We start from the raw sequence: 20,562 nt of genomic DNA on the forward strand, positions 1-20,562 counted from the left end.
AGTAATGGGTGGAGCTGACCGGTACTAATAGGCCGAGGGCTTGTCCTCAGTTGCTCGCGTCCACTGTGTTGTTCTGAAACAACGACCCCACGTTTTCCCCTTGGCCGGGATCGTGGTGCGGTTGACAGTTTCATAGTGTTTCGGTGGTCATAGCGTGAGGGAAACGCCCGGTTACGTTCCGAACCCGGAAGCTAAGCCTCACAGCGCCGATGGTACTGCAGGGGGGACCCTGTGGGAGAGTAGGACGCCGCCGAACAATCATTCCAAGTAAGCCCCATCCGAGAAATCGGATGGGGCTTACTTGCGTTTCCCCACGGGTTCGCTGACGTAAAGTCGGTTCATGGACGCGACGACGGGGGCGAGCCCCGACAAGCAGCAGAGTGCGGTCATCACAGACGCGGTGCTGCCGCCGGACCAGCGGGACAGCGCACTCCGGGTTCTGGCTGCCGCCTTCGGAGAGGACGGTCGCGAGGCCGTCTCCGAGCAGGGGCGGATCCGTCTGCGCTCCTCGGAGCAGGCGAGGCCGGGCGTCACCCACTTCCTGCGACCGGAGGTGAGCTACGCCCAGCTGGAGGTGCCGGCCGAGGGCAGCGGAGTTCCGACAGCCGAGCTGGTGGTCACACCGCAGCAGCGCGGTCGGGGGCACGGCCGGGAGCTGCTGGACACGGTCCTGGCCGTAGCCGGCGGCCCGGTCGACTTCTGGGCGCACGGCGGCCACCCGGCGGCCCGTCACCTGGCGGACCGTTACCGAGCCGAGCTGGTCCGCGAGTTGCGCCAGATGCGCCGCACCCAGCCGACCGTCGACGACGTGCCGCTGCCCGCCGGCATCACGCTGCGTACCTTCCGCCCCGGCACGGACGACGAGGCCTGGCTGCGACTCAACGCGCTCGCCTTCGCCCACCACCCCGAGCAGGGCTCCTGGACCCGTCAGGACCTGGCCGACCGGATCGCGGAGCCCTGGTTCGACCCGAACGGCTTCTTCCTCGCCACCCGCGGCGACCGCCTGGTCGGCTTCCACTGGACGAAGGTCCACCCGGCGGCCGCGCCCGAACCGGCGCTCGGCGAGGTCTACGTGGTCGGGGTGGACCCGTCGGAGCAGGGCAACGGCCTGGGCCGCGCGCTCACCGCGGCCGGCCTGCGCCATCTGGCCCGGGACCGCGGCCTGTCCACCGTGCTGCTTTACGTGGACGCGGACAACCCCGCCGCCGTCCGCGTCTACGAACGCCTCGGCTTCACCGTGCACGAGGCCGACCTGGTCTACCGGGTGCCCGTCCCAGCGGCCCCGACCACCCCGGCGGAGTAGCGTTCGGCGGTGGGGGAGAAGCGGGCTCCGGCCCCGGCCGCGGGGCCGACCGCCTCAGCTTTCCTCCTGGCCATGCGGTGTTTACCGTGGATTCAATTACCGCCGCGAAGATCACAGGATGACGTCCGTAGTGTCTCGCTCCCGCAGCTCTGGCCCCGCGGCCCGGGCCGGTCGGATATCGACCGCACCGGGCAGCCGGACCTACCCGCAGGCGGCGACGGTTTCGGAGCCCCCGGAGCACTCGGACCTCATCTCTCTGGAGGAGCTGGAACCCATGAGCATCCCCCGCCCCGTCACCGCCGGAGCACCATCGGGAGAGGAGTCCGGAACGCCTGACGCGACCGGCGGCACTTCCGCCGCCGCGCGGTCGGGCGGGGCCCCGGGCCTCCCGCTCGATCAGCTCGTCGTGCTCGCCGACCTGGACTCCGAGGAGCTCCCGCAGGGGCGCTTCCTCGACCGTGAGCGCAGCTGGCTCGCCTTCAACGAGCGCGTGCTCGAACTGGCCGAGGACCCGCAGATCCCGCTGCTGGAGCGCACCAAGTTCCTGGCGATCTTCGCCAGCAACCTGGACGAGTTCTTCATGGTCCGGGTGGCCGGCCTGAAGCGGCGGATCGCCACCGGGGTCGCCCAGCGCAGCGCCTCCGGCCTCCAGCCGCGCGAAGTCCTCGATCTCATCTGGACCAAGTCGCGCGAGCTCATGGCCCGGCACGCGGCCGCCTTCCAGCAGGAGGTGCTGCCGGACCTGGCCGCCGAGGGGATCGGGCTGGTCCGCTGGTCCGAGCTGTCCGACAAGGAGCAGGCCCGCCTGCACACCCTGTTCCGCCAGCACATCTTCCCGGTGCTGACCCCGCTCGCGGTCGACCCGGCGCACCCGTTCCCGTACATATCGGGCCTGAGCCTCAACCTGGCCGTGGTGGTCCGCAATCCGGTCTCCGGTCACAAGCACTTCGCCCGCGTGAAGGTTCCGCAGTCGCTCTCGCGCTTCCTGGAGGCCTCCGCCCAGCGCTACGTCCCGCTGGAGGACGTCATGGGCGCGCACCTGGAGGAGCTCTTCCCGGGGATGGAGGTGCTCGCCCACCACGCCTTCCGGGTGACCCGCAACGAGGATCTGGAGGTGGAGGAGGACGACACCGAGAACATCCTCAAGGCGCTGGAGAAGGAGCTGATGCGCCGGCGCTTCGGGCCGCCGGTCCGGCTGGAGGTCGAGGAGTCGATCGACCCGTACATCCTGGACCTGCTGATCCGCGAGCTGAACATCACCGAGGCCGAGGTCTTCCCGCTGGCGGGCCCGCTCGACCTGACCGGGCTGTTCGGCATCGCCGACCTGGACCGTCCGGAGCTCAAGTACGCCAAGTTCGTGGCCGGCACGGCCCGCGGGCTGACCGACGTCGAGTCGGCCTCGCAGCCGGACATCTTCGCCGCGATGCGCGAGCGCGAGGTCCTGCTGCACCACCCGTACGACAGCTTCTCCACCTCGGTGCTGGCCTTCCTGGAGCAGGCGGCCGCCGACCCCAACGTGCTGGCGATCAAGCAGACGCTCTACCGCACCTCGGGCGACTCGCCGATCGTCGACGCGCTGATCGACGCCGCCGAGTCCGGCAAGCAGGTGCTGGTCCTGGTGGAGATCAAGGCGCGCTTCGACGAGCAGGCCAACATCAAGTGGGCCCGCAAGCTGGAGGAGTCCGGCTGCCACGTGGTCTACGGCCTGGTCGGGCTCAAGACACACAGCAAGCTCTCCCTGGTGGTCCGCCAGGAGGGCGACATGCTGCGCCGCTACGCGCACGTCGGCACCGGCAACTACCACCCGAAGACCGCGCGGATGTACGAGGATCTCGGTCTGCTGACCGCCGACCCGCAGGTCGGTGCGGACCTCTCGGACCTCTTCAACCGGCTCTCCGGCTACTCACGCCGCGAGTCCTACCGCCGGCTGCTGACCGCCCCGCGCAGCCTGCGGGACGGACTGATCGCGAGGATCCACCAGGAGATCGAGCACCACCGCGCCGGGCGGCCGGCCTCGGTGAAGATCAAGGTCAACTCGATCGTCGACGAGGCCGTGATCGACGCGCTCTACCGGGCCTCCCGCGCCGGCGTGTCGGTGGACGTCTGGGTGCGCGGCATCTGCGCGATCCGGCCGGGCGTTGCCGGGCTGAGCGAGAACATCAGGGTGCGCAGCATCCTGGGCCGCTTCCTTGAGCACTCCCGGATCTTCATCTTCGGCAACGGCGGCGACCCGGAGGTCTGGTTCGGCAGCGCCGACATGATGCACCGCAACCTGGACCGGCGGATCGAGGCGCTGGTCCGGCTGGCCGACCCGGGGCACCGCGTCGACATGTCCAGGCTGATCGACATGGGGATGGCGGACGACACCTCCTCCTGGCACCTGGGGTCGGACGGGGCATGGACCAGGCACAGCCAGGACGCCGACGGGCATCGGCTCCGCGACATCCAGGAACTGCTCATCGACTCGCGCCAGCGCCGTCGGAGTTCCTCCACCGCGCTCTGACCCATCCGTCGCCTGCCCTGGGGGAACGGGGAGTACCCAAGACATGACTGACGCGCCCATGACGACTCCGGCGGGTTCCACCGCGACCGCCGGAGAGACGCTCTCCCGCTATCTGACCAACCAGGCGAGCGCCTTCCTGCGCGCCCTGCCGCAGGCGGTCGGCGAGGCGGGCGCCAGACCCGGCGCCCTGCCGTCCGTGAACGTGCCCGCCGGAACGGCGGGTACGGGGGAGCTGCTGCGTGCTGTGCGCCGGATCGGCGGGGCGCTGCACACCTTCGGCGCGCTCTTCGACGACGGCTGGGCGCAGGAGTCGCGCACCGAGCTGCGCTGGCTGCTCAACCTGCTCGCCCAGGAGCCCGCGTACGTCCGCCGCTCGGCCCGCCTGCTGGCCGCGCTCGACTCGCTCAGCTCGACCGCGCCGGCCGGCGACTGCGCCGGTCCGGGGATGCTGGCGGGCCACCAGGGCGCGCCCAAGGCCCGGGCGCTGCTCGACCGGCAGCTGACGCTGTCCCGGACCAGGGCGCACAGCACGCTGCTCCAGGAGCTGCGCTCCTCCCGGCTGCATGCACTGGCGGACCGGATGACCCTGCTGGTGGGGGAGGCGCCGCTGATCCAGCCGGCGGCCGGGCAGAGTGGGGCGGCGCTGCTGGTGCAGGCCTCGGGCGCCTTCGGCACGCTGGCTGCGGCTGTTCAGGGGCTGCCGCTGCAGCGGGTCGCCGGAGCTTACCACGGTGACGCGCTGCACCGGCTGGGCGCGACGGCGGCGCCGACCGGGGGCGTCCCGGTCCAGGCGCGCGGTGCGGGTGCGGCTGCGGTGACCGCGCCGGGCGATGCCGACGCGGCGCTGGCAGCGGACGACGCGCCGTGGCGCCGGGCCCGGATCCTGCTGAAACGGGCCCGCTACGCGCTGGAGGTGTGCGGCCGCTCGGCCCCCGAGCTGGACGCGCTGGACCAGGTGCTGGACCGTCACCAGGACGCCTCGGACGCGGCGATGACCGCCGCCACCGCGGCGCGCACCCCGAGGATCACCCCGGCGACCGCCTACGTCCTCGGGGTGGTGCATGCTGATCAGCGACTTGAGGTGGAGGCGGCCCGGCACGCCTTCGGCCGTCAGTGGCCTGACCTCCCGCACCACGGATGGCATGAATGGGCGAGCGCCTGACCGCAGAGCAGCAGCAGAAGCACTCCGGACCCCGGATGGCGGCGTCCCGGCGCGCGGAGGGCACCGAGCAGCTGGAACACCTGGAGCGCCGCAAGCTGCGCGAGGCCAAGAAGCCGAGCGGGTGGACCGGCCCCGGCCGGGGCGCGGCCAAGTCCGCCGCCCCCCACCAGGCCGGAGCGAAGAAGAGCGGCCGCGGCAGCACGATCCTGGCGGCCGGGGCGGTGCTCTGGGTCCCCGGCGGGACGCGGAAGGACGGCAGCCTCCGCAAGCCGCGGATCGCGCTGATCCACCGTCCGAAGTACGACGACTGGAGCCTGCCCAAGGGCAAGCTGCTGGCCGGCGAGACCCCCTGGCAGGGCGCGTTGCGGGAGGTGGAGGAGGAGACCGGCCTGGTCTGCCGACTGATCGCGCCGCTGCCGGCCCAGCACTACCTGGCGAACGGGCGGCCCAAGGAGGTCCGCTACTGGGCGGCGGTGCCGGTGAGCGGCGAGTTCCGGCCCAATCGGGAGGTGGACCGGATGAAGTGGCTCAAGCCCGGCAAGGCCCGGGAGAAGCTGACCCACGCCCGCGACCGCGAGCTGATCGACGCTCTGCTGGAGCAGCTGGCGCAGGCCGGCGGGTAGCCGGAGTTCGGCGTGTCTTGGCCGAACCCTTGCTGTGATGCAACCGTGACTACCGGCTGGTGTTTCCTGGCATCCTTTCGAGGTTCACTCTCCGTTCATTTATGACCGGCTGACGTGTCACTTGCCCGGCCTAACTTCGGTCCTACCGGAGGGCCGGAGAGGCCCCGGACCACAGCAAGGTCCGCCCCGTCCGACCGTTGGTCGGGCGTGCGCGGTGGACCGTGCCAAAGAAAGGGACACCCTGTGAAGCTCCAGCGGAACGGCCGCACCAAGGCCCTCGCGATCGGTGCCGTGGCGCTCGTCAGCTCGCTGTCGCTCGCTGCCTGCGGCTCGGACAACAACACGACCGCCACCGGCGGTTCCTCCAGTGGCGCTGCCGCCTCCCCGGCCGCGATCACCTGCGCCGCCAAGCAGGCGCCGCTGCTCGGTGCCGGCTCGACCGCCCAGGGCGACGCGATCGACGTCTGGAAGAACGTCTTCGGCGCGGCCTGCTCCGGCAGCACGCTGAGCTACAACCCGGTGGGCTCCGGCGCCGGTGTTCAGCAGTTCAACCAGGGCAAGGTCGCCTTCGCCGGCTCCGACTCGGCCCTGAAGCCCGCCGACGTCACCGCCTCCAAGGCGGTCTGCGCGGGTGGCGGCCAGGGTGTCGACATCCCCATGGTCGGCGGCCTCGTCTCGGTCATCTACAACGTGCAGGGTGTCAACAACCTGGTGCTCGACGGCCCGACGATCGCGAAGATCTTCGACTCGCAGATCACCAAGTGGAACGACCCGGCCATCGCCGCGCTGAACCCGGGCGTGACCCTGCCGGCCGACAACATCCAGGCGTTCCACCGCTCGGACGACTCGGGCACCACGCAGAACCTGACCGCCTACCTGGCGAAGACCTCCGGTGGTGCCTGGTCCTACCCGTCCAGCAAGACCTGGGCCGGCAAGGGCGGCCAGTCGGCCAACGGCAGCGCGGGCGTCGCCTCGCAGGTCAAGACCGTGCCGAACTCGATCGGCTACGCCGAGCTCGCCTACGCGCAGAGCAACAACCTGAAGAGCGCCTCGATCAACACGGGTGCCTCCAAGCCGGTCGAGGCGACCGCCGCGAACGCCGCCACCACGATCGGCACCGCGCAGTTCGTCGGCACCGGTAACGACCTGGCGCTGAGCCTCGACTACGCGACCAAGACCGAGGGTGCCTACCCGATCGTCCTGGTCACCTACGAGATCGCCTGCGACAAGGGCAACGCCCCCGCCACGCTGGACACCCTCAAGTCCTTCCTGACCTACACGATCAGCGACGCCGGCCAGAAGGCCATCGGCGACAAGGGCTACGTCCCGCTCCCGTCGTCGGTCACGGACAAGGTCAAGGCCCTGGTCCCGACCCTCGCCTGATCCACCAGTTTGTCCGGCCGGCGGTCCCGCTCAAGGGGGGACGGGACCGCCGACCGGGGTTCGACCCAGCACACCACTCGTCCGGGGCACCGCCGCCATGGTGCCGCCCTCGCGGGGCGGCGCCGCCAGACCGGAGTAGAACCTCATGACCTCATCCACCCCTGACTCCTCCGGGGGCAGGACCACCGCGTCCCGGACGGGCTCCCTGCAAGGGAACAGCCGCCGGGGCGACCGCCTGTTCTTCGCCGCCTCCGCCGGCTCCGGAATCCTGCTGCTGGTCATCATGGCCGCGATCGCCGGCTTCCTGCTGTACCGCAGCGGCATCGCGATCAGCCACGACAAGACGAACTTCTTCACCACCTTCGAGTGGGACCCCGACAACATCCTGAAGCCGAGCTTCGGCATCGCGGTGCTGGCCTTCGGCACCATCGTCAGCGGCTTCATCGCGATGGTCATCGCCGTGCCGCTCGCGATCGGGATCGCGCTCTTCATCTCCCACTACGCGCCGCGGAAGATCGCCCAGCCGTTCGCGTACCTGGTGGACCTGCTGGCGGCCGTCCCCAGCATCGTCTACGGCCTGTGGGGTGCACTCTTCCTGGTGCCGCACCTGGCCGGGCTGAACAGCTGGCTGAACACCTACCTGGGCTGGACGTACATCTTCCAGACGACCCACACGGGTGCCCCGGCACGCAACCTCTTCACCACCGGCATCCTGCTGGCGATCATGATCCTGCCGATCATCACCGCGGTCAGCCGCGAGGTCTTCCGGCAGGTTCCGCGCAGCCACGAGGAGGCGGCGCTCGCGCTCGGCGCGACGCGCTGGGAGATGATCCGCACCGCCGTCCTGCCGTTCGGACGCCCCGGCGTGATCTCGGCCTCGATGCTCGGCCTGGGCCGCGCGCTCGGCGAGACGATGGCGGTCGCCATCGTGCTCTCCTCGAGCAACGTCCTGTCGCTGCACATCCTGGACGCGGGCGGCGGAACCTTCGCGCAGAACATCGCGCTGAAGTACAACGAGGCCGGCCTGCCCGGCAAGGACGCACTGATGGCCTCCGGCCTGGTGCTGTTCGTGATCACTCTGCTGGTGAACGGCGGCGCCCGGTTGATCATCGCCCGCCGCAAGGAGTACTCGGGGGCCAACGCATGAGCACCGCAACTCCGGTCGCCGACCAGGCGCCGCTCCCGCAGCTGCACCGCCGGCTGACCACCGCCCGGCTGCCCCGCTGGGCACCGGCCGCCACCGCCGTCCTGGCGATCGCCCTCGGCTGCGCCATCGGCGCCGGAGCGGGCCTCCGGAGCCACCTGCAGTGGGGCCTGCTCTCCGCACTCCTCTTCGTGGCGATCAGCTACGGTGCCTCGGCCAAGGTCGAGGGCCGCCGGCAGGCCAGGGACCAGTTGGCCACCTCGCTGGTCTGGGTCGCCTTCATCCTGGCCGTCGTCCCGCTCGTCTCGCTGATCGTCTACACGATCCAGCAGGGCGCGAGCGTCGTGAACATCGACTTCCTGACGCACTCCATGAAGGGCGTCTACTCGTCCGGTCCGGGCGGTGGCCTCTACCACGCGCTGCTCGGCACCATCCAGCAGGTCGGCCTGGCCACCGCGATGGCCGCACCGGTCGGTCTGCTGACCGCGGTGTACCTGGTCGAGTACGGCCGCGGCCGGCTCGCCAAGGTGGTCACCTTCTTCGTCGACGTCATGACGGGCATCCCGTCCATCGTCGCCGGTCTGTTCATCCTCTCGCTGTGGATCCTGGCGCTGGGCTTCCAGTACTCCGGCTTCGCGGGGAGCCTCGCCCTGGCCATCCTGATGATGCCGGTGGTCGTGCGCTCCACCGAGGAGATGCTCAAGCTCGTCCCGAACGAGCTGCGCGAGGCCTCGTACGCGCTCGGTGTGCCCAAGTGGAAGACCATTCTGCGGATCGTCATCCCCACCGCGATCGGCGGTATCGCCACCGGTGTGATGCTGGCGGTCGCCCGCATCACGGGTGAGACGGCGCCGGTGCTGATGCTGGTGTTCGTGTCGGACTCCATCAACAGCAACCCGTTCGTGGGACCGCAGATGAACCTGCCGATCTACATCTGGCAGCAGTACGCGCAGGTCAACAACAGCTTCGGCTACGCGCGTGCCTGGGGGGCCGCCCTGGTGCTGATCGCCTTCGTGATGGGGCTCAACCTCATCGCGCGGGGCATCGCCCGCTGGCGCTCGCCCAAGTCCGGGCACTGACCGACCGACTGACGTACGTAAAGACGAGAGAGACGAAAGATCATGGCGAAGCGCATCGACGTCAGCGGACTGTCGGCCTACTACGGCGCCACCAAGGCCATCGAGGACATCTCGATGACCGTCGAGCCCCGCTCGGTGACGGCCTTCATCGGCCCCTCCGGCTGCGGTAAGTCCACCTTCCTGCGCACCCTCAACCGGATGCACGAGGTGATCCCCGGTGCCCGGGTCGAGGGCAAGGTCCTGCTGGACGACGAGAACCTGTACGGGTCGAACGTGGACCCGGTGGCGGTGCGCCGCACCGTCGGGATGGTCTTCCAGCGGCCCAACCCGTTCCCGACCATGTCGATCTACGACAACGTCGCGGCCGGACTGAAGCTCGCGGGCGTCCGCAAGAAGTCCGTGCTGGACGGTGTGGTGGAGAACTCGCTCAAGGGCGCGAACCTCTGGAAGGAGGTCAGCGGCCGACTGAACAAGCCCGGCGCCGGCCTCTCCGGCGGCCAGCAGCAGCGGCTCTGCATCGCCCGCGCGATCGCGGTCGAGCCCCAGGTGCTGCTGATGGACGAGCCCTGCTCGGCCCTCGACCCGATCTCCACGCTGGCCATCGAGGACCTGATCGGCGAGCTCAAGGAGCGGTTCACGATCGTGATCGTGACCCACAACATGCAGCAGGCGGCCCGCGTCAGCGACCGCACCGCCTTCTTCAACCTGGCCGGTGTCGGCCAGCCCGGCAAGCTGGTCGAGCTCGACGACACCCAGCGGATCTTCTCCAACCCCTCGGTCCAGGCGACCGAGGACTACATCTCCGGCCGCTTCGGCTAGGCCGACCGGCCCGACCGGCCGTCGCCCGGCCGGTCGGAGACTGTGTGGAGCACGAACTGCTCTGCGGCGCTGCATGGCGGTGCCGCCGCAGAGTATGAGGAAGGGCCCGCCCCCGGGATATGGGGGCGGGCCCTTTCGTTTCTCGCCGATGCGATGCGATGCGATCAGAGGAAGATCGCGTGCACGATCCAGTACGCCAGCGCGGCCACCAGGGCCGCGGCCGGCATGGTGATGAACCAGCCGAGCACGATGTTCTTGGCCACGCCCCAGCGGACCGCGCGGACCCGCTTGGTGGCCCCCACGCCCATGATCGCGGCGGTGATCACGTGGGTGGTGGAGATCGGCGCCTTGAAGACGTACGAGGTGACGTACATGATCGTCGCCGCGGTGCTCTCGGCGGCGAAGCCCTGCGGCGGGTCCAGCTCGATGATCTTGCGTCCCAGGGTCCGCATGATCCGCCAGCCGCCCGCGTAGGTGCCCAGCGACAGCATGGTGGCGCAGGAGACCTTGACCCAGATCGGGATCGCGTTGCCGGTCTGGTGGCCCGAGATGGTGAGCGCCAGGACCACGACGCCCATCGTCTTCTGGGCGTCCTGCAGGCCGTGGGCCAGTGCCATGGCGGCGGCCGAGGCGGTCTGCGCGACCCGGAAGTTGCGCTTGGCCCGGTGCGGGTTGGCCCGGCGGAAGATCCACAGGATCGCCAGCATCACCAGGTAGCCGGCCACCAGGCCGACGATCGGGGAGACGAACATCGGCACGATGATCTTGTCGATCACCCCGCTCCAGATCACCTTGGTACCGCCGGCCAGCGCCGCGCCCACCATGCCGCCGAAGAGCGCGTGCGAGGAGGAGGAGGGGAGGCCGAAGTACCAGGTCGTCAGGTTCCAGACGATCGCGCCGACCAGCGCGCCGAAGAGGATGGCCATCCCCTGGCTGCCGGTCGGGGTCTCGATGATCCCCTTGGAGACGGTGTTCGCCACTCCGCTGCCGAGGAAGGCACCCGCCAGGTTCATCACGGCGGCCATCGCGAGGGCGGCCTTCGGGGTCAGCGCCCGGGTGGAGACCGAGGTGGCGATGGCGTTCGCGGAGTCGTGGAACCCGTTGGTGTACGTGAAGAAGAAGGCCACGCCGAGGACGGCGATGAGTGCTGCCATGTCCACGCTGGTCAGGACTCCTTGACGGCGATGGTCTCCACCGTGTTGGCGACGTGCTCGAAGGCGTCGGCCGCCTCTTCGAGGATGTCCACCACCTGCTTCAGCTTGAGCACCTCGATCGCCTCGTACTGCCCGCTGAACAGGTGCGCGAGCAGCTTGCGGTGGATCTGGTCGGCCTGGTTCTCCAGCCGGTTGATCTCGATCCAGTACTCGCTCAGACCCGACATGCTCCGCAGGTTCGGCATCGCCTCGGCGGTCAGCTCGGCGGCCCGGGCCAGCACCTCGATCTGCTGCTCGACGCCCTTGGGGAGGGTCTGGATGTCGTAGAGGACGACCAGGTCGACGGCCTCCTCCATGAAGTCCATGATGTCGTCGAGCGAGGAGGCCAGGTTGTAGATGTCCTCGCGGTCGAACGGCGTGATGAAGGAGGAGTTGAGCTGGTGGAAGACCGCATGGGTGGTGTCGTCGCCCGCGTGTTCGGCGGCGCGCATGCGCTCGACGATCTCCGCTCGGGCTGACACGTCTGAGCCCAGCAGTTCCAGCAGGAGCTTCGATCCGACGACCAGGTTCTCCGCCGCGGCGGCGAACATGTCGTAGAAGCTCGTCTCCTTCGGGGTCAGGCTAAAACGCACGGATATCTCCGATGTGCGGGGTACGGACTGAACGATGCTAGGTGCTCCGCGTCAGGAGTACGCAAACGGGGTGCGCTACAGGGAACCGGATGCTCCTCTTCCGGACGGATGTCGTCCGAGGACCGATCGGCCCCGCACCTCGGCGTGCGGGGGGAAGTGAAGCCTCAGTCTGACGGAACCTCGGACGGAATGCCCCCGTTCTGCACACCGTCCTCCGTTCGCGCCGCCCGGACGGGGGAACACCGCGGCGGCGTCCGGTGCGGGACACTGGAACCGGGAGACCGGGGTGACCAGCGGCGATCGGCCGCACCAGGACGAGAACGGGGCAGGCCGATGACCACCGACACAGCACCGCAGCACGGGCCGCACGGCTACAGCTCGCACAAGGCCGACCACCTCAAGCGGCTGCGCCGGATCGAGGGTCAGGCCCGCGGCCTGCAGCGGATGGTCGAGGAGGACGTCTACTGCATCGACATCCTCACCCAGGTCTCGGCGAGCACCAAGGCGCTGCAGTCCTTCGCGCTGGCGCTGCTGGAGGAGCACATCAAGCACTGCGTCGCGGCCGCCGTCGAGGAGGGCGGGCCGACGATGGACGACAAGGTCGCGGAGGCGATGGCGGCGGTCAGCCGACTGCTGCGGACCTGACGCGCGGCGTCAGCCGACCGGGCCGGGGCCCGGTTGCGCGGGCCCGGGCCGGGTGGCGGCCTCGGAGGCGTCCGGCTCGGGGCCGCTGAGCAGCACCTCGTCGATCCGGGCGGTCGGCAGCCGCTCGTCGGCGCTGGCAGTGGCGGCGATCATCAGCTCGCCGGCCAGGTCGATCTCGTCGAGGGCCGTGCTGTCGTGGCCGACCGTTCGGTCCGTGGAGGACGACACCCTGCACCACCCCTTCAGCGCCTGCACACCGGGGCGGCAGTTACCCGTTTCCCAGCTTAGGGACTGCCGGGCCCGGCCACATGGCACGGACGGACCATCTCTGCCGCCGAAACGGGTGGCTGGACAGCGGCCGGCCACCGGTGCCGGCCGACCGCTGAACCTGTCACTTCTGCGGGCTCGGGCTGCCGGAGTCCTGCATCTGGAAGACGTCGGCGGCGGCCGGCTCGGCCACGTCCACCGGCTTGCCGAACGCGTTGAGGGTCAGCGTCGAGGTGACCTTCACCTGGTCCTTGGGGTCCTTCGAGCCGGCCACCCCGGCGAAGGTGAAGACCTCGGTCACCTTGTTCAGCCGGCCCTGGGCGTCCAGCCAGACGTCGAACGGGATCTCCTTGACGGTGAAGGTGCCGGCGGCCATCCGCAGTCCGTACGCGCCCTCGCCGCCGGTGGCGTCCGCCGCCTTGGCCAGGTCCAGGGTGCCCCGGTAGTGCTTCACGGCCACCCCGTCCAGCGTCTCGTCGCCGACCGCCTGGGCCTGCTGCGCGCCGCGCAGCGCACCCGCCGCGCTGGCCGGGTCGGTGGCGCCGTTGCTGATCAGGTTGCCGTCGGCGAGCTGGCGGACGTCCAGCCGTACCCACTTGCCCGCCGGGACCTTGGCGCCGCTGTTCTGCAGGTAGACGATGCCGGGCTCGACCACCTCGACCACCTTGCCGGTGGTCGAGGCGCCCGGAGGCACGGCGACCTCCAGCTTGCCGATCCGCTTCTCGTAGTCGTAGCCGCCGGAGCCGGTGAAGGAGGCCTTCTTGTCGCCGGACTCGGTGGTCAACTGGGTGGCGGCCGCGGCGGAACCGGTCCGCCCGGTGATGTCGGCGGCGTTGCGGACCGCGGTCAGCGGGTCGTCGGAGAGCTTGTCGGCGGCGGCGCTCTGCGCTCCCGAGGTGTCCGAGGAGCTGCCGGAGCCGCCTGAACAGGCGGCGAGCGAGGCGGCCAGCAGCGCGGAAGCAGCTGCCGAGCCGAGGAAACGCGCGCGTCGGCGCTGCGACTGAATCATGGTGATCTCAACCCCCATGGTGATCTCAACCCCCTCGGGCCGAGTGCCCGGCCAGCCGCCGCCCCTGCTGGGCGGAGCCGTCCATTCGAGAACGAGGGCACGGCCCGGGAGTTACGAGCTGACCGGCGCGCACCGGGCATCGCACGCCGGGGGCGGCGCGCGTTACGGTGAAGGACGTGTCTCCGGAGCTGTCGGCGCTGCCCGACCCCCCTGCCGCCCGTGACCGACCGTCAGACTCCCCGGCCGACGCCGTCGATCAGGAGTCCGAGCATCGAGTGAAGATCACCGAGCGCGGCTCCTTCGCCTTCGCCACCTGCGGGTGCGGCTGGTACGCCCCGGCGCGGCGCTCGCGCGACCTGGCCCGGCGGGACGCGGCCGGACACCTGGTGAGCCCTGACTGACCCGTCCAGGGAGGAGCGTCAGGCCGCGAGGTCGGAGTCCGGCGTTCGCTCCGCGGCCGGGGCCACCGACCCGCCCCGGCGCCGCCGCCCGCCGGTCCGGCCCTGCTCGACCCGGCCGCCCGCGACGATCAGCGGCGCCGCCGCCGTCCGGGAGACCGCGTGGCAGAGCGGGACCAGCACCGCCATCGCGATCGGCGCGAGCAGCAGCACCACCGCGGTGGCCAGCGCGTAGCCGCCGAGCACGTCGGTCGGGTAGTGCACACCCATGAACATCCGGCAGAAGCCCTGCAGCAGCGCCAGGCCGCCGGCGATCCAGCCGAGCTTGCGGTTGACCAGGAACAGCCCCACCGCGATGCCCATCGAGATGGTCGAGTGGTCGCTGACGAAGGAGTGCGTGCCGGCCTTGCCCGCCACCAGGACGTCGAGTCCGGGGTGGTCCACGAAGGGCCGCGGCCGGTCCACGATCGAGGCGATCGGGAGGTTGGCGAGCTCGGCGATCGCGACCCCGAGCGGCGCCCAGAGGACGCCGGCCACCGCGACAGGCGCGTTCGGCCGGCGGCGGGCCTGCAGCCAGCCGACCGTGCAGAGCGTCAGCAGGCCGATCAGGATGCCGTACTCGCCGATCCACGAGACCAGGCTGTCCAGCCAGGGCGGGGAGGCCTTGGCCCAGCCGTTGATGGCGTAGAGCAGCCCGAGGTCGGGGTTCGTGGTGTCGGCCAACAGCGTCGACACGCCGTACCTCCTGGGATCTGCCGTCTGATCAGCTCGTTCGCCTGGACAGAACGCCGCAGGTGAGGCATAGCGTTCCACGGAAACCGGGTGTTATGGAAACTTGACTCATTGTGCACATATCTGTCACGCCGTCAGGGTGCCGAATCGCCGTCAGCCCGTGGTCACCGGCGCCGAACCGGCGGTGATGGGTCCGTTGTTGGCGCCTCGGACGGGCAGCGCCGCAGCACCGTCCTGGGTGACCCGGGTGGCGCCGATGTAGTCCTTCTGGTCGATCTTGTCGTAGCGGATCACTGCGCCGGTGTGCGGTGCGTTGATCATGTAGCCGCCGCCGACGTAGATCCCCACGTGGTGGATGCTGCGCGGGTCGTTGAGGTCGGTGGCGAAGAACACCAGGTCCCCCGGGCGGAGCTGATCCCGCGACGGATGCTGCCCGGCGTACCACTGGTCGTTGGCGACCCGGGGGAGCGAGATGCCGACCGAGGCGTACGCGGCCTGGGTCAGGCCCGAGCAGTCGAACTGGCCGCCCTGCGAGGCCAGCCCCTCGCCGCCCCACAGGTACGGCGTGCCGAGCTTGGTCTGCGCGAAGTAGATGGCCGCGGAGGCCTGCGGCGAGACGGCGACCGTGGTGGTGGGCGCGCTGAAGCTCTGGGTCAGCGCGGTGATCGAGCGGACGTAGCCCTGGGTCTCGGCGTACGCGGGCACGCCCTGCGCGCTGATCACGGCGTACGGACCGGCGTTGTACGCGGCCAGCAGGTTGGCCTGGGCGTTGCCGGGGACGTTCGCGGTGTCCCGGGCGAGGGCGCAGTCGTAGGTCGCGGCGGTGGGGATGGCGTCGGCCGGGTCCCAGATGTCCTTCTTGCCGTCCCCGTTCCCGTCCACGGCGTACGTCGCCCAGGTGCTCGGCAGGAACTGGGCGATGCCTTCGGCGCCCGCGCTGCTGTGGGCTGACGGATCGAAACCGCTCTCCTGGTACAGCTGAGCGGCCAGCATCGGCGGCGAGATCTGCGGACAGAGGGCGCCCCACTGCTGGATCAGTCCCTGGTAGGCGGCGGGAACGGTGCCCGCGGCGATGCTGAGTCCCGAGCCGCCGGCCTGGGTGGCACCGCTCGCGGCGTACGTGCCCATGCCGACCAGACCGACGAAGCCGAATGCAACAGCACTCGCAGCGGCCGCCGCTGTCAAGCCTTTCCGGAGTACCATCAGCACCATCCCGATGCAGTGTCAGAGCGCGTGTGCCCCAAGGGCGCAGCCCCCGGCTCGGCACCGGTACGCATATGCCCCCCGCACGCGCCAAGTCGATCGGCCGACACCTCCAGCAGTCTGCTGGAAGGCGTTGCCCAGCGCAATCATCAGAGATACAAAGAGTGAGAGCTATCCTTCGTACGGTGGACATCCTGGCGTACGAGTCGGATGCCGCACGACCAATCCGCGAGAAGTAGCCAAGTCGACATCAGATCTGGCCAAGAATGGGTCCCAGCCCTTCGCTTGACCCTGGTGGGGGGCCTTGAATTTGCCTGATCGGGCGGTGAGACAGGAATGCACTTGAGCAACGTAGTGAGCAGTGTGAGCGCCACGGCGAGCGGCTATGCCAACGGCTACCTGGCCGACACCCCGCCGGCCAAGGGCAATATCAACACCATTATCGGTGGGATCGCCCCGGATTGGGGGCCTTTCTCCACGCTCGGGTCGGAGGCCAGGATCATGGTCGAGGTGATCATGGCGGTCGCCATCCTGGCCTGCCTGGCCATCGCGGTCTGGGGTGCCGCCAAGCAGCGGATCGGCGCCACTGCGATGCGGGACACCTTCAGCGCCGAACAGGGCAAGGGGCTGATCGTCGCCGGGCTGACCGGCGTGTTCATCATCGGATCACTCGGCACTCTGTTCACCATTGTGTACGGCATGGCCATCTGACGATCGGACAGTCAGCCCGGCAGCTGCCGAGCCAACCGAATCCGCATCCGACCCCGGAACGCAATCCCGGAGCCCCCCACCGGCTCCCTGTCCCAGGAGGGCCGCCGTGCCGTTGCCCGACGACCAGCCGCACACCCGTACGCGGCTGCCGGTCGGCGAGCAGTCCTCCCCTCATCCGTCCACCCGTCAGGCCAGGCCGCTGCGCACCCTGCTGGCGGTCCTGGTGGTGGTCACCCTGCTGGTGCTCGCCATCTCCGTCGCCAACCGGGGCAAGACCGTCCCGGCCGCCGGCGCGGGCGGCTCGGCGGGCACGTCCGGTCAGGACGGCTCCGGCGGCCGGCCCGGCGCTCCGCCGCCCACCGCGCCCAGCGGCGACCAGCCCGTCACCTCCACCAGCAACGGCATCGGTGTCGGCTACCCGCACACCGAGCAGGGCGCCCAGTCCGCCGCCGCCAACTACGCCGTCGCCCTGGGCAGCGCGGACATGTTCCGGGCCGACAGCCAGCGGACGATACTGACCGCCATCGCCGACCCGGCCGCCCTGGACGTCCTGCAGAGCCGGTTCAGCCCGAGCCTCGCCCCGGCCGCCCTGGCCGCCCTGGGGCTGGACGCCCAGGCCAAGCCCCCCGCCGGGCTCACCTTCGTCAGCCGCACCACGCCCGTCGGCACCAAGACGGACGGCTACACGGCCGACTCCACCCACGCGTCGGTCTGGTGCGTCGGGCTGAGCGGCCTGGCCGGAACCTCCTCCAGCATGCCGGTCAGCGACTACTGGTACACCGTCTCGCTCACCCTGCACTGGACCGGCAACGACTGGAAGCTCACCGACTTCAGTCGCCAAGCCGGCCCCGCCCCGGTCCCTGCCGACCAGCAGGCAGCCACCGCCGGGGAGATCACCGGCGCCGTCCAGCAATTCGGAGGCTTCCGCTATGCCCGCTGACGGCGCCGACCACTCCCCGCGCCCCTTCCTGCGCACCGCCGGCACCCTGGCGTGGGCGCTGTCGATGGTCCAGCTCGCGGCCCTGCTGGCCGCCCAGGGAGCCTTCGCAGCGGGGCCCAGCCCCAGCCCGAGCCCGAGTTCCAGTAGTTGTGCCGCTCTTCCACTACCGGGGAACGACGTCTACTGCGCCCAGGGCGGGGGCTCCGGGCTGCCCGGGTCCTCCACGGTTGGCTCCGTCACCGATCCGCTCGGTTCGCTTGCCAAGGGCTGTGCGCAGGCGGCCGCGTGGCTGGTGCGCAAGCTGTCCAGTGCCATCGACGGCACCACGCAGGTGGACTTCACCAACGCCGCCTTCCTCCAGCAGTACGCGGTGGTCTTCGCCGGTTCCACGGTGGTCACGTTGATCCTGTGGCTGCTCGCGGTCACCAAGCGCGCCGTGCGCGGGGCGCCGCTGGGGCAGGCGATCTCCGAGGCGATCGGCTTCCTCTGGCTGACCGTGGTGGCCTCGGCGTTCACCCCGCTGATCCTCTACACCGTGGTCAGCGCCACCGACGGGCTGACCACGGCGATCGCGGCCGGCACCAAGTCGGACACCGGCACGTATCTCGGCGGGTTCGCCGACACCCTGGAGAACGGCTCACTCGGCGGCGGTCCGCTGATCCTGATCATCGTCTCGCTGGTGGCCGTGCTGGCCGCCGCCGTGCTCTGGATCGAGCTGCTGATCCGCGCCGCGATGCTCTATGTGGGCGCGCTGCTGGGGACGGCGGTCTACGCCGGGCTGGTGGACAAGCAGCTGTGGAAGCACGTCCGCCGCTGGGCCGGTCTGATGGCCGCCGTGGACCTGGCGAAACCGGTGATCGTGATCATCCTGGGGCTGGCCAGTGCGGTGGCCTCCGGGGCCGGAGTGTCGGACGACTTCTCCAAGGTGCTCTCCGGCCTCGCCATCCTCTTCCTCTCCATCTTCGCCAGTGGCGCGATCTACCGTTTCGTCCCCGGCTTCGGCGACGAGATGCTGCACATGCGCCAGGCCCGAGCCAGCGCGGTGTCGGCAGGATCGGCGATGATCAACGGCCCGGCGAACCTGGTCAAGCAGGGCATCTCCGCGCACGGTTCGCGCGGCGGCCCGGAGGGCGCCACCGGCGGCGGTGGCGGTGCGGGGGGTGGCGGCTCGGCCGCCGCCGGCATCGCCGCGCACGCCTCCCGTACCCCGGCTCCGCCCGCGAGCCCGGCCGCGCCCGCGGCACAGAACCCAGCGAAGGGAGGGTGACGCACCATGAGCAGCGAACCGCTCGGACAGTACGGAGGCCAGTACGGCCAGGGCTACGTCCACCAGCGCCGCACCTATCTGATCGGCAAGGCCCGGCCCAACGCGCCGATCGGCCGCAACCGGGAGTCCGGCGAGATCGTGCTGATCATCTTCGGGGCCTTCCTGGGGATGCTCTGGGGCCTGCTGATGCCGATCCTGCCGCTGCGCATCGCCGGTCTGGTCGGTCTGCCGCTGCTGGCGATCGCCGCCGTCTACATCCCCTACCGGCGCCGGACGTTCTACAAGTGGGTGGAGATCAACCGCACCTACCGGCGGACGGTGCGCAGCGGCCGCGCGCTGTGGCAGTCCACCGCGATGGACTCCGGGACCCGTCTCGACGGCCAGGAGATCGAGGTCGGACCGCCCCCGGGGGTGGGCCGGCTGCGCTGGCTGAGTGCCCCGTTCGGCCCGGACGAGGTCGGCGTGCTGATGCACCTGGAGCGCCGCACCGTCACCGCGGCGATCGAGATCGAGGGCCCGGGCGTCGGTCTGCGCGACTCCGAGGACCAGGAGGCGCTGGTCGACCGGTTCGGCACGCTGCTGAAGCACGTCGCCAACGGCGACGGCTTCGTGACGCGGCTGCAGATCCTGGCCCGCACGCTGCCGGCCGACCCCGACGCGCACGCCAAGGACGTCGAGCGGCGCGGTGACCACGACGCCCCGCGCTGGCTGCAGGACTCCTACGACCAGTTGCAGTCGATGGTCTCCACCTCCTCCGAGCAGCACCGCGCGTACCTGGTCGCCTGCATGCACTACAACCGCGACCTGGCCGCCGAGGCGCACGCGATGGGCCGTACGGCCACCGGTGAGCGGGCCCGCGACGACGACGGCCTGGCGGCCGTGATGGCGCGCGAACTGACCGACATCTGCGCCCGGTTGGCGGAGGCCGACATCCGGGTCCGGCAGCCGCTGGGCCAGGCCCGGCTCTCCTCGCTGCTGCACTCGATGTACGACCCGGACCACCCGATCGACCACATCCAGGCGATGTCCCGGCGCAACGCCTGGCCGGCCGAGCTGGACGCCACCCATCCGCAGTACCTGCAGGCCAAGACCCGCGAGTCGCAGACCCGCGAGCCCTGGTGCCACGCCACCGCCTGGGTCAAGGAGTGGCCGCTCACCCCGGTGGGCGTCAACTTCCTGGCCCCGCTGCTGGTGCACACCCCGGACGTGATCCGCACGGTGGCCGTCACGATGGACCTGGAGCCCACCGACGTGGCCATCGAGCGGATGCTCACCGAGAAGACCAACGACGAGGCCGAGGCCAGCCGCGCCGCCAAGATGAACCGGACGGTGGACCCGCGCGACCTGGCGCACACCGGCCGGGTCGACCAGCGCGGTGACGACCTCGCCTCCGGCGCGGCCGGGGTGAACCTGGTCGGCTACATCACGGTCTCCTCCCGCAACCCCGAGGCGCTGGCCCGCGACAAGCGGACCATCCGGGCCTCGGCCGGCAAGAGCTACCTCAAGCTGGAGTGGTGCGACCGCGAGCACCACCGCGCCTTCGTCAACACGCTTCCGTTCGCCACCGGCATCCGCCGCTGACCTCAGG

At 70.4% G+C, this 20,562-nt stretch carries 20 protein-coding genes and 1 rRNA gene; 15 read left to right on the forward strand and 6 right to left on the reverse strand.

The features are described 5' to 3' along the window. Positions 1-139 precede the first annotated feature (139 nt). The 9 genes from rrf to pstB all read left to right on the forward strand — a co-directional run bounded on the left by rrf (position 140) and on the right by pstB (position 10,016). Positions 140-256, forward strand: a 5S ribosomal RNA gene (gene rrf, locus P3T37_RS16040). An 84-nt stretch (positions 257-340) separates the two neighbouring features. Next, positions 341-1,303, forward strand: a complete 963-nt coding sequence (gene mshD, locus P3T37_RS16045) for a mycothiol synthase (RefSeq protein ID WP_280724329.1) — start codon at positions 341-343, stop codon at positions 1,301-1,303. A 274-nt stretch (positions 1,304-1,577) separates the two neighbouring features. Continuing rightward, a complete protein-coding gene (locus P3T37_RS16050) occupies positions 1,578-3,806 on the forward strand; it encodes an RNA degradosome polyphosphate kinase (RefSeq protein WP_280724330.1) in 2,229 nt (742 codons plus the stop codon). Between the two features lie 43 nt (positions 3,807-3,849). Next, a complete protein-coding gene (locus P3T37_RS16055) occupies positions 3,850-4,968 on the forward strand; it encodes a CHAD domain-containing protein (RefSeq protein ID WP_280724331.1) in 1,119 nt (372 codons plus the stop codon). A gap of 221 nt (positions 4,969-5,189) precedes the next feature. Continuing rightward, on the forward strand, positions 5,190-5,591 hold the full coding sequence (locus P3T37_RS16060) for an NUDIX hydrolase (protein ID WP_280724547.1): 402 nt from the start codon (positions 5,190-5,192) through the stop codon (positions 5,589-5,591). Between the two features lie 243 nt (positions 5,592-5,834). Further along, entirely contained in the window at positions 5,835-6,974 is a 1,140-nt protein-coding gene (gene pstS, locus P3T37_RS16065; RefSeq protein ID WP_280724332.1) for a phosphate ABC transporter substrate-binding protein PstS, read from the forward strand. Positions 6,975-7,119: 145 nt separating this feature from the next. Beyond that, positions 7,120-8,121: a phosphate ABC transporter permease subunit PstC gene (gene pstC, locus P3T37_RS16070; RefSeq protein WP_280724333.1), complete on the forward strand. Its 1,002-nt coding sequence runs from the start codon at positions 7,120-7,122 to the stop codon at positions 8,119-8,121. Next, positions 8,118-9,197 carry a phosphate ABC transporter permease PstA gene (gene pstA / locus P3T37_RS16075; RefSeq protein ID WP_280724334.1) on the forward strand — a complete coding sequence of 360 codons (1,080 nt, stop codon included), beginning with the start codon at positions 8,118-8,120 and terminating at the stop codon, positions 9,195-9,197. The genes pstC and pstA overlap by 4 nt, the downstream gene beginning before the upstream one ends. 42 nt (positions 9,198-9,239) lie before the next feature. Then, the gene (gene pstB / locus P3T37_RS16080; protein ID WP_280724335.1) at positions 9,240-10,016 is read left to right on the forward strand and encodes a phosphate ABC transporter ATP-binding protein PstB; all 777 of its coding nucleotides are present in this window, start codon (positions 9,240-9,242) and stop codon (positions 10,014-10,016) included. A 164-nt stretch (positions 10,017-10,180) separates the two neighbouring features. Here pstB and P3T37_RS16085 read toward each other — a convergent pair whose 3' ends face one another. After that, complete coding sequence (locus P3T37_RS16085; protein ID WP_280724336.1) at positions 10,181-11,176, reverse strand: inorganic phosphate transporter; 996 nt, start codon at positions 11,174-11,176, stop codon at positions 10,181-10,183. A gap of 5 nt (positions 11,177-11,181) precedes the next feature. After that, a complete protein-coding gene (locus P3T37_RS16090; protein WP_280724337.1) occupies positions 11,182-11,802 on the reverse strand; it encodes a DUF47 family protein in 621 nt (206 codons plus the stop codon). A 333-nt stretch (positions 11,803-12,135) separates the two neighbouring features. Here P3T37_RS16090 and P3T37_RS16095 point away from each other — a divergent pair, with 333 nt between their 5' ends. Further along, a complete protein-coding gene (locus P3T37_RS16095) occupies positions 12,136-12,447 on the forward strand; it encodes a metal-sensitive transcriptional regulator (RefSeq protein WP_280724338.1) in 312 nt (103 codons plus the stop codon). Positions 12,448-12,456: 9 nt separating this feature from the next. Here the strand turns inward: P3T37_RS16095 and P3T37_RS16100 are convergent, their stop codons facing one another. Then, positions 12,457-12,675, reverse strand: a complete 219-nt coding sequence (locus P3T37_RS16100; protein WP_280724339.1) for a hypothetical protein — start codon at positions 12,673-12,675, stop codon at positions 12,457-12,459. Positions 12,676-12,838: 163 nt separating this feature from the next. Next, the gene (locus P3T37_RS16105) at positions 12,839-13,723 is read right to left on the reverse strand and encodes a hypothetical protein (RefSeq protein ID WP_280724340.1); all 885 of its coding nucleotides are present in this window, start codon (positions 13,721-13,723) and stop codon (positions 12,839-12,841) included. Between the two features lie 176 nt (positions 13,724-13,899). On the opposite strand from P3T37_RS16105, the gene P3T37_RS16110 reads away from it, so the two are divergent. Beyond that, positions 13,900-14,124 (forward strand): hypothetical protein, encoded by a 225-nt coding sequence (locus P3T37_RS16110; RefSeq protein ID WP_280724342.1) that lies wholly within the window; start codon positions 13,900-13,902, stop codon positions 14,122-14,124. An 18-nt stretch (positions 14,125-14,142) separates the two neighbouring features. Here the strand turns inward: P3T37_RS16110 and P3T37_RS16115 are convergent, their stop codons facing one another. Both P3T37_RS16115 and P3T37_RS16120 read right to left on the reverse strand, forming a co-directional pair. Further along, a complete protein-coding gene (locus tag P3T37_RS16115) occupies positions 14,143-14,856 on the reverse strand; it encodes a phosphatase PAP2 family protein (RefSeq protein ID WP_280724343.1) in 714 nt (237 codons plus the stop codon). Positions 14,857-15,006: 150 nt separating this feature from the next. After that, the gene (locus P3T37_RS16120) at positions 15,007-16,056 is read right to left on the reverse strand and encodes a bifunctional lytic transglycosylase/C40 family peptidase (protein ID WP_280724344.1); all 1,050 of its coding nucleotides are present in this window, start codon (positions 16,054-16,056) and stop codon (positions 15,007-15,009) included. Positions 16,057-16,455: 399 nt separating this feature from the next. Between P3T37_RS16120 and P3T37_RS16125 the strand changes: the two genes are divergently transcribed. The 4 genes from P3T37_RS16125 to P3T37_RS16140 all read left to right on the forward strand — a co-directional run bounded on the left by P3T37_RS16125 (position 16,456) and on the right by P3T37_RS16140 (position 20,555). Then, positions 16,456-16,767 carry a hypothetical protein gene (locus P3T37_RS16125; protein ID WP_035801837.1) on the forward strand — a complete coding sequence of 104 codons (312 nt, stop codon included), beginning with the start codon at positions 16,456-16,458 and terminating at the stop codon, positions 16,765-16,767. A 106-nt stretch (positions 16,768-16,873) separates the two neighbouring features. Beyond that, positions 16,874-17,707 (forward strand): hypothetical protein, encoded by an 834-nt coding sequence (locus P3T37_RS16130; protein ID WP_280724345.1) that lies wholly within the window; start codon positions 16,874-16,876, stop codon positions 17,705-17,707. Next, entirely contained in the window at positions 17,697-18,974 is a 1,278-nt protein-coding gene (locus P3T37_RS16135) for a hypothetical protein (protein ID WP_280724346.1), read from the forward strand. Before P3T37_RS16130 ends, P3T37_RS16135 begins: the two co-directional genes overlap by 11 nt. Positions 18,975-18,980: 6 nt before the next feature. Continuing rightward, positions 18,981-20,555 carry an SCO6880 family protein gene (locus tag P3T37_RS16140; RefSeq protein ID WP_280724347.1) on the forward strand — a complete coding sequence of 525 codons (1,575 nt, stop codon included), beginning with the start codon at positions 18,981-18,983 and terminating at the stop codon, positions 20,553-20,555. The last annotated feature ends 7 nt before the right edge of the window (positions 20,556-20,562 follow it).

The organism is Kitasatospora sp. MAA4, assembly GCF_029893355.1.
GTDB lineage: Bacteria > Actinomycetota > Actinomycetes > Streptomycetales > Streptomycetaceae > Kitasatospora.

Bases quoted from the DNA above. Each gene is read 5' to 3' on its own strand.
- mshD (WP_280724329.1), top strand. From the start codon at position 341: ATGGACGCGACGACGGGGGCGAGCCCCGACAAGCAGCAGAGTGCGGTC.
- P3T37_RS16050 (WP_280724330.1), top strand. From the start codon at position 1,578: ATGAGCATCCCCCGCCCCGTCACCGCCGGAGCACCATCGGGAGAGGAG.
- P3T37_RS16055 (WP_280724331.1), top strand. From the start codon at position 3,850: ATGACTGACGCGCCCATGACGACTCCGGCGGGTTCCACCGCGACCGCC.
- pstC (WP_280724333.1), top strand. From the start codon at position 7,120: ATGACCTCATCCACCCCTGACTCCTCCGGGGGCAGGACCACCGCGTCC.
- pstA (WP_280724334.1), top strand. From the start codon at position 8,118: ATGAGCACCGCAACTCCGGTCGCCGACCAGGCGCCGCTCCCGCAGCTG.
- pstB (WP_280724335.1), top strand. From the start codon at position 9,240: ATGGCGAAGCGCATCGACGTCAGCGGACTGTCGGCCTACTACGGCGCC.
- P3T37_RS16095 (WP_280724338.1), top strand. From the start codon at position 12,136: ATGACCACCGACACAGCACCGCAGCACGGGCCGCACGGCTACAGCTCG.
- P3T37_RS16105 (WP_280724340.1), bottom strand. From the start codon at position 13,723: ATGATTCAGTCGCAGCGCCGACGCGCGCGTTTCCTCGGCTCGGCAGCT.
- P3T37_RS16120 (WP_280724344.1), bottom strand. From the start codon at position 16,056: ATGGTACTCCGGAAAGGCTTGACAGCGGCGGCCGCTGCGAGTGCTGTT.
- P3T37_RS16135 (WP_280724346.1), top strand. From the start codon at position 17,697: ATGCCCGCTGACGGCGCCGACCACTCCCCGCGCCCCTTCCTGCGCACC.
- P3T37_RS16140 (WP_280724347.1), top strand. From the start codon at position 18,981: ATGAGCAGCGAACCGCTCGGACAGTACGGAGGCCAGTACGGCCAGGGC.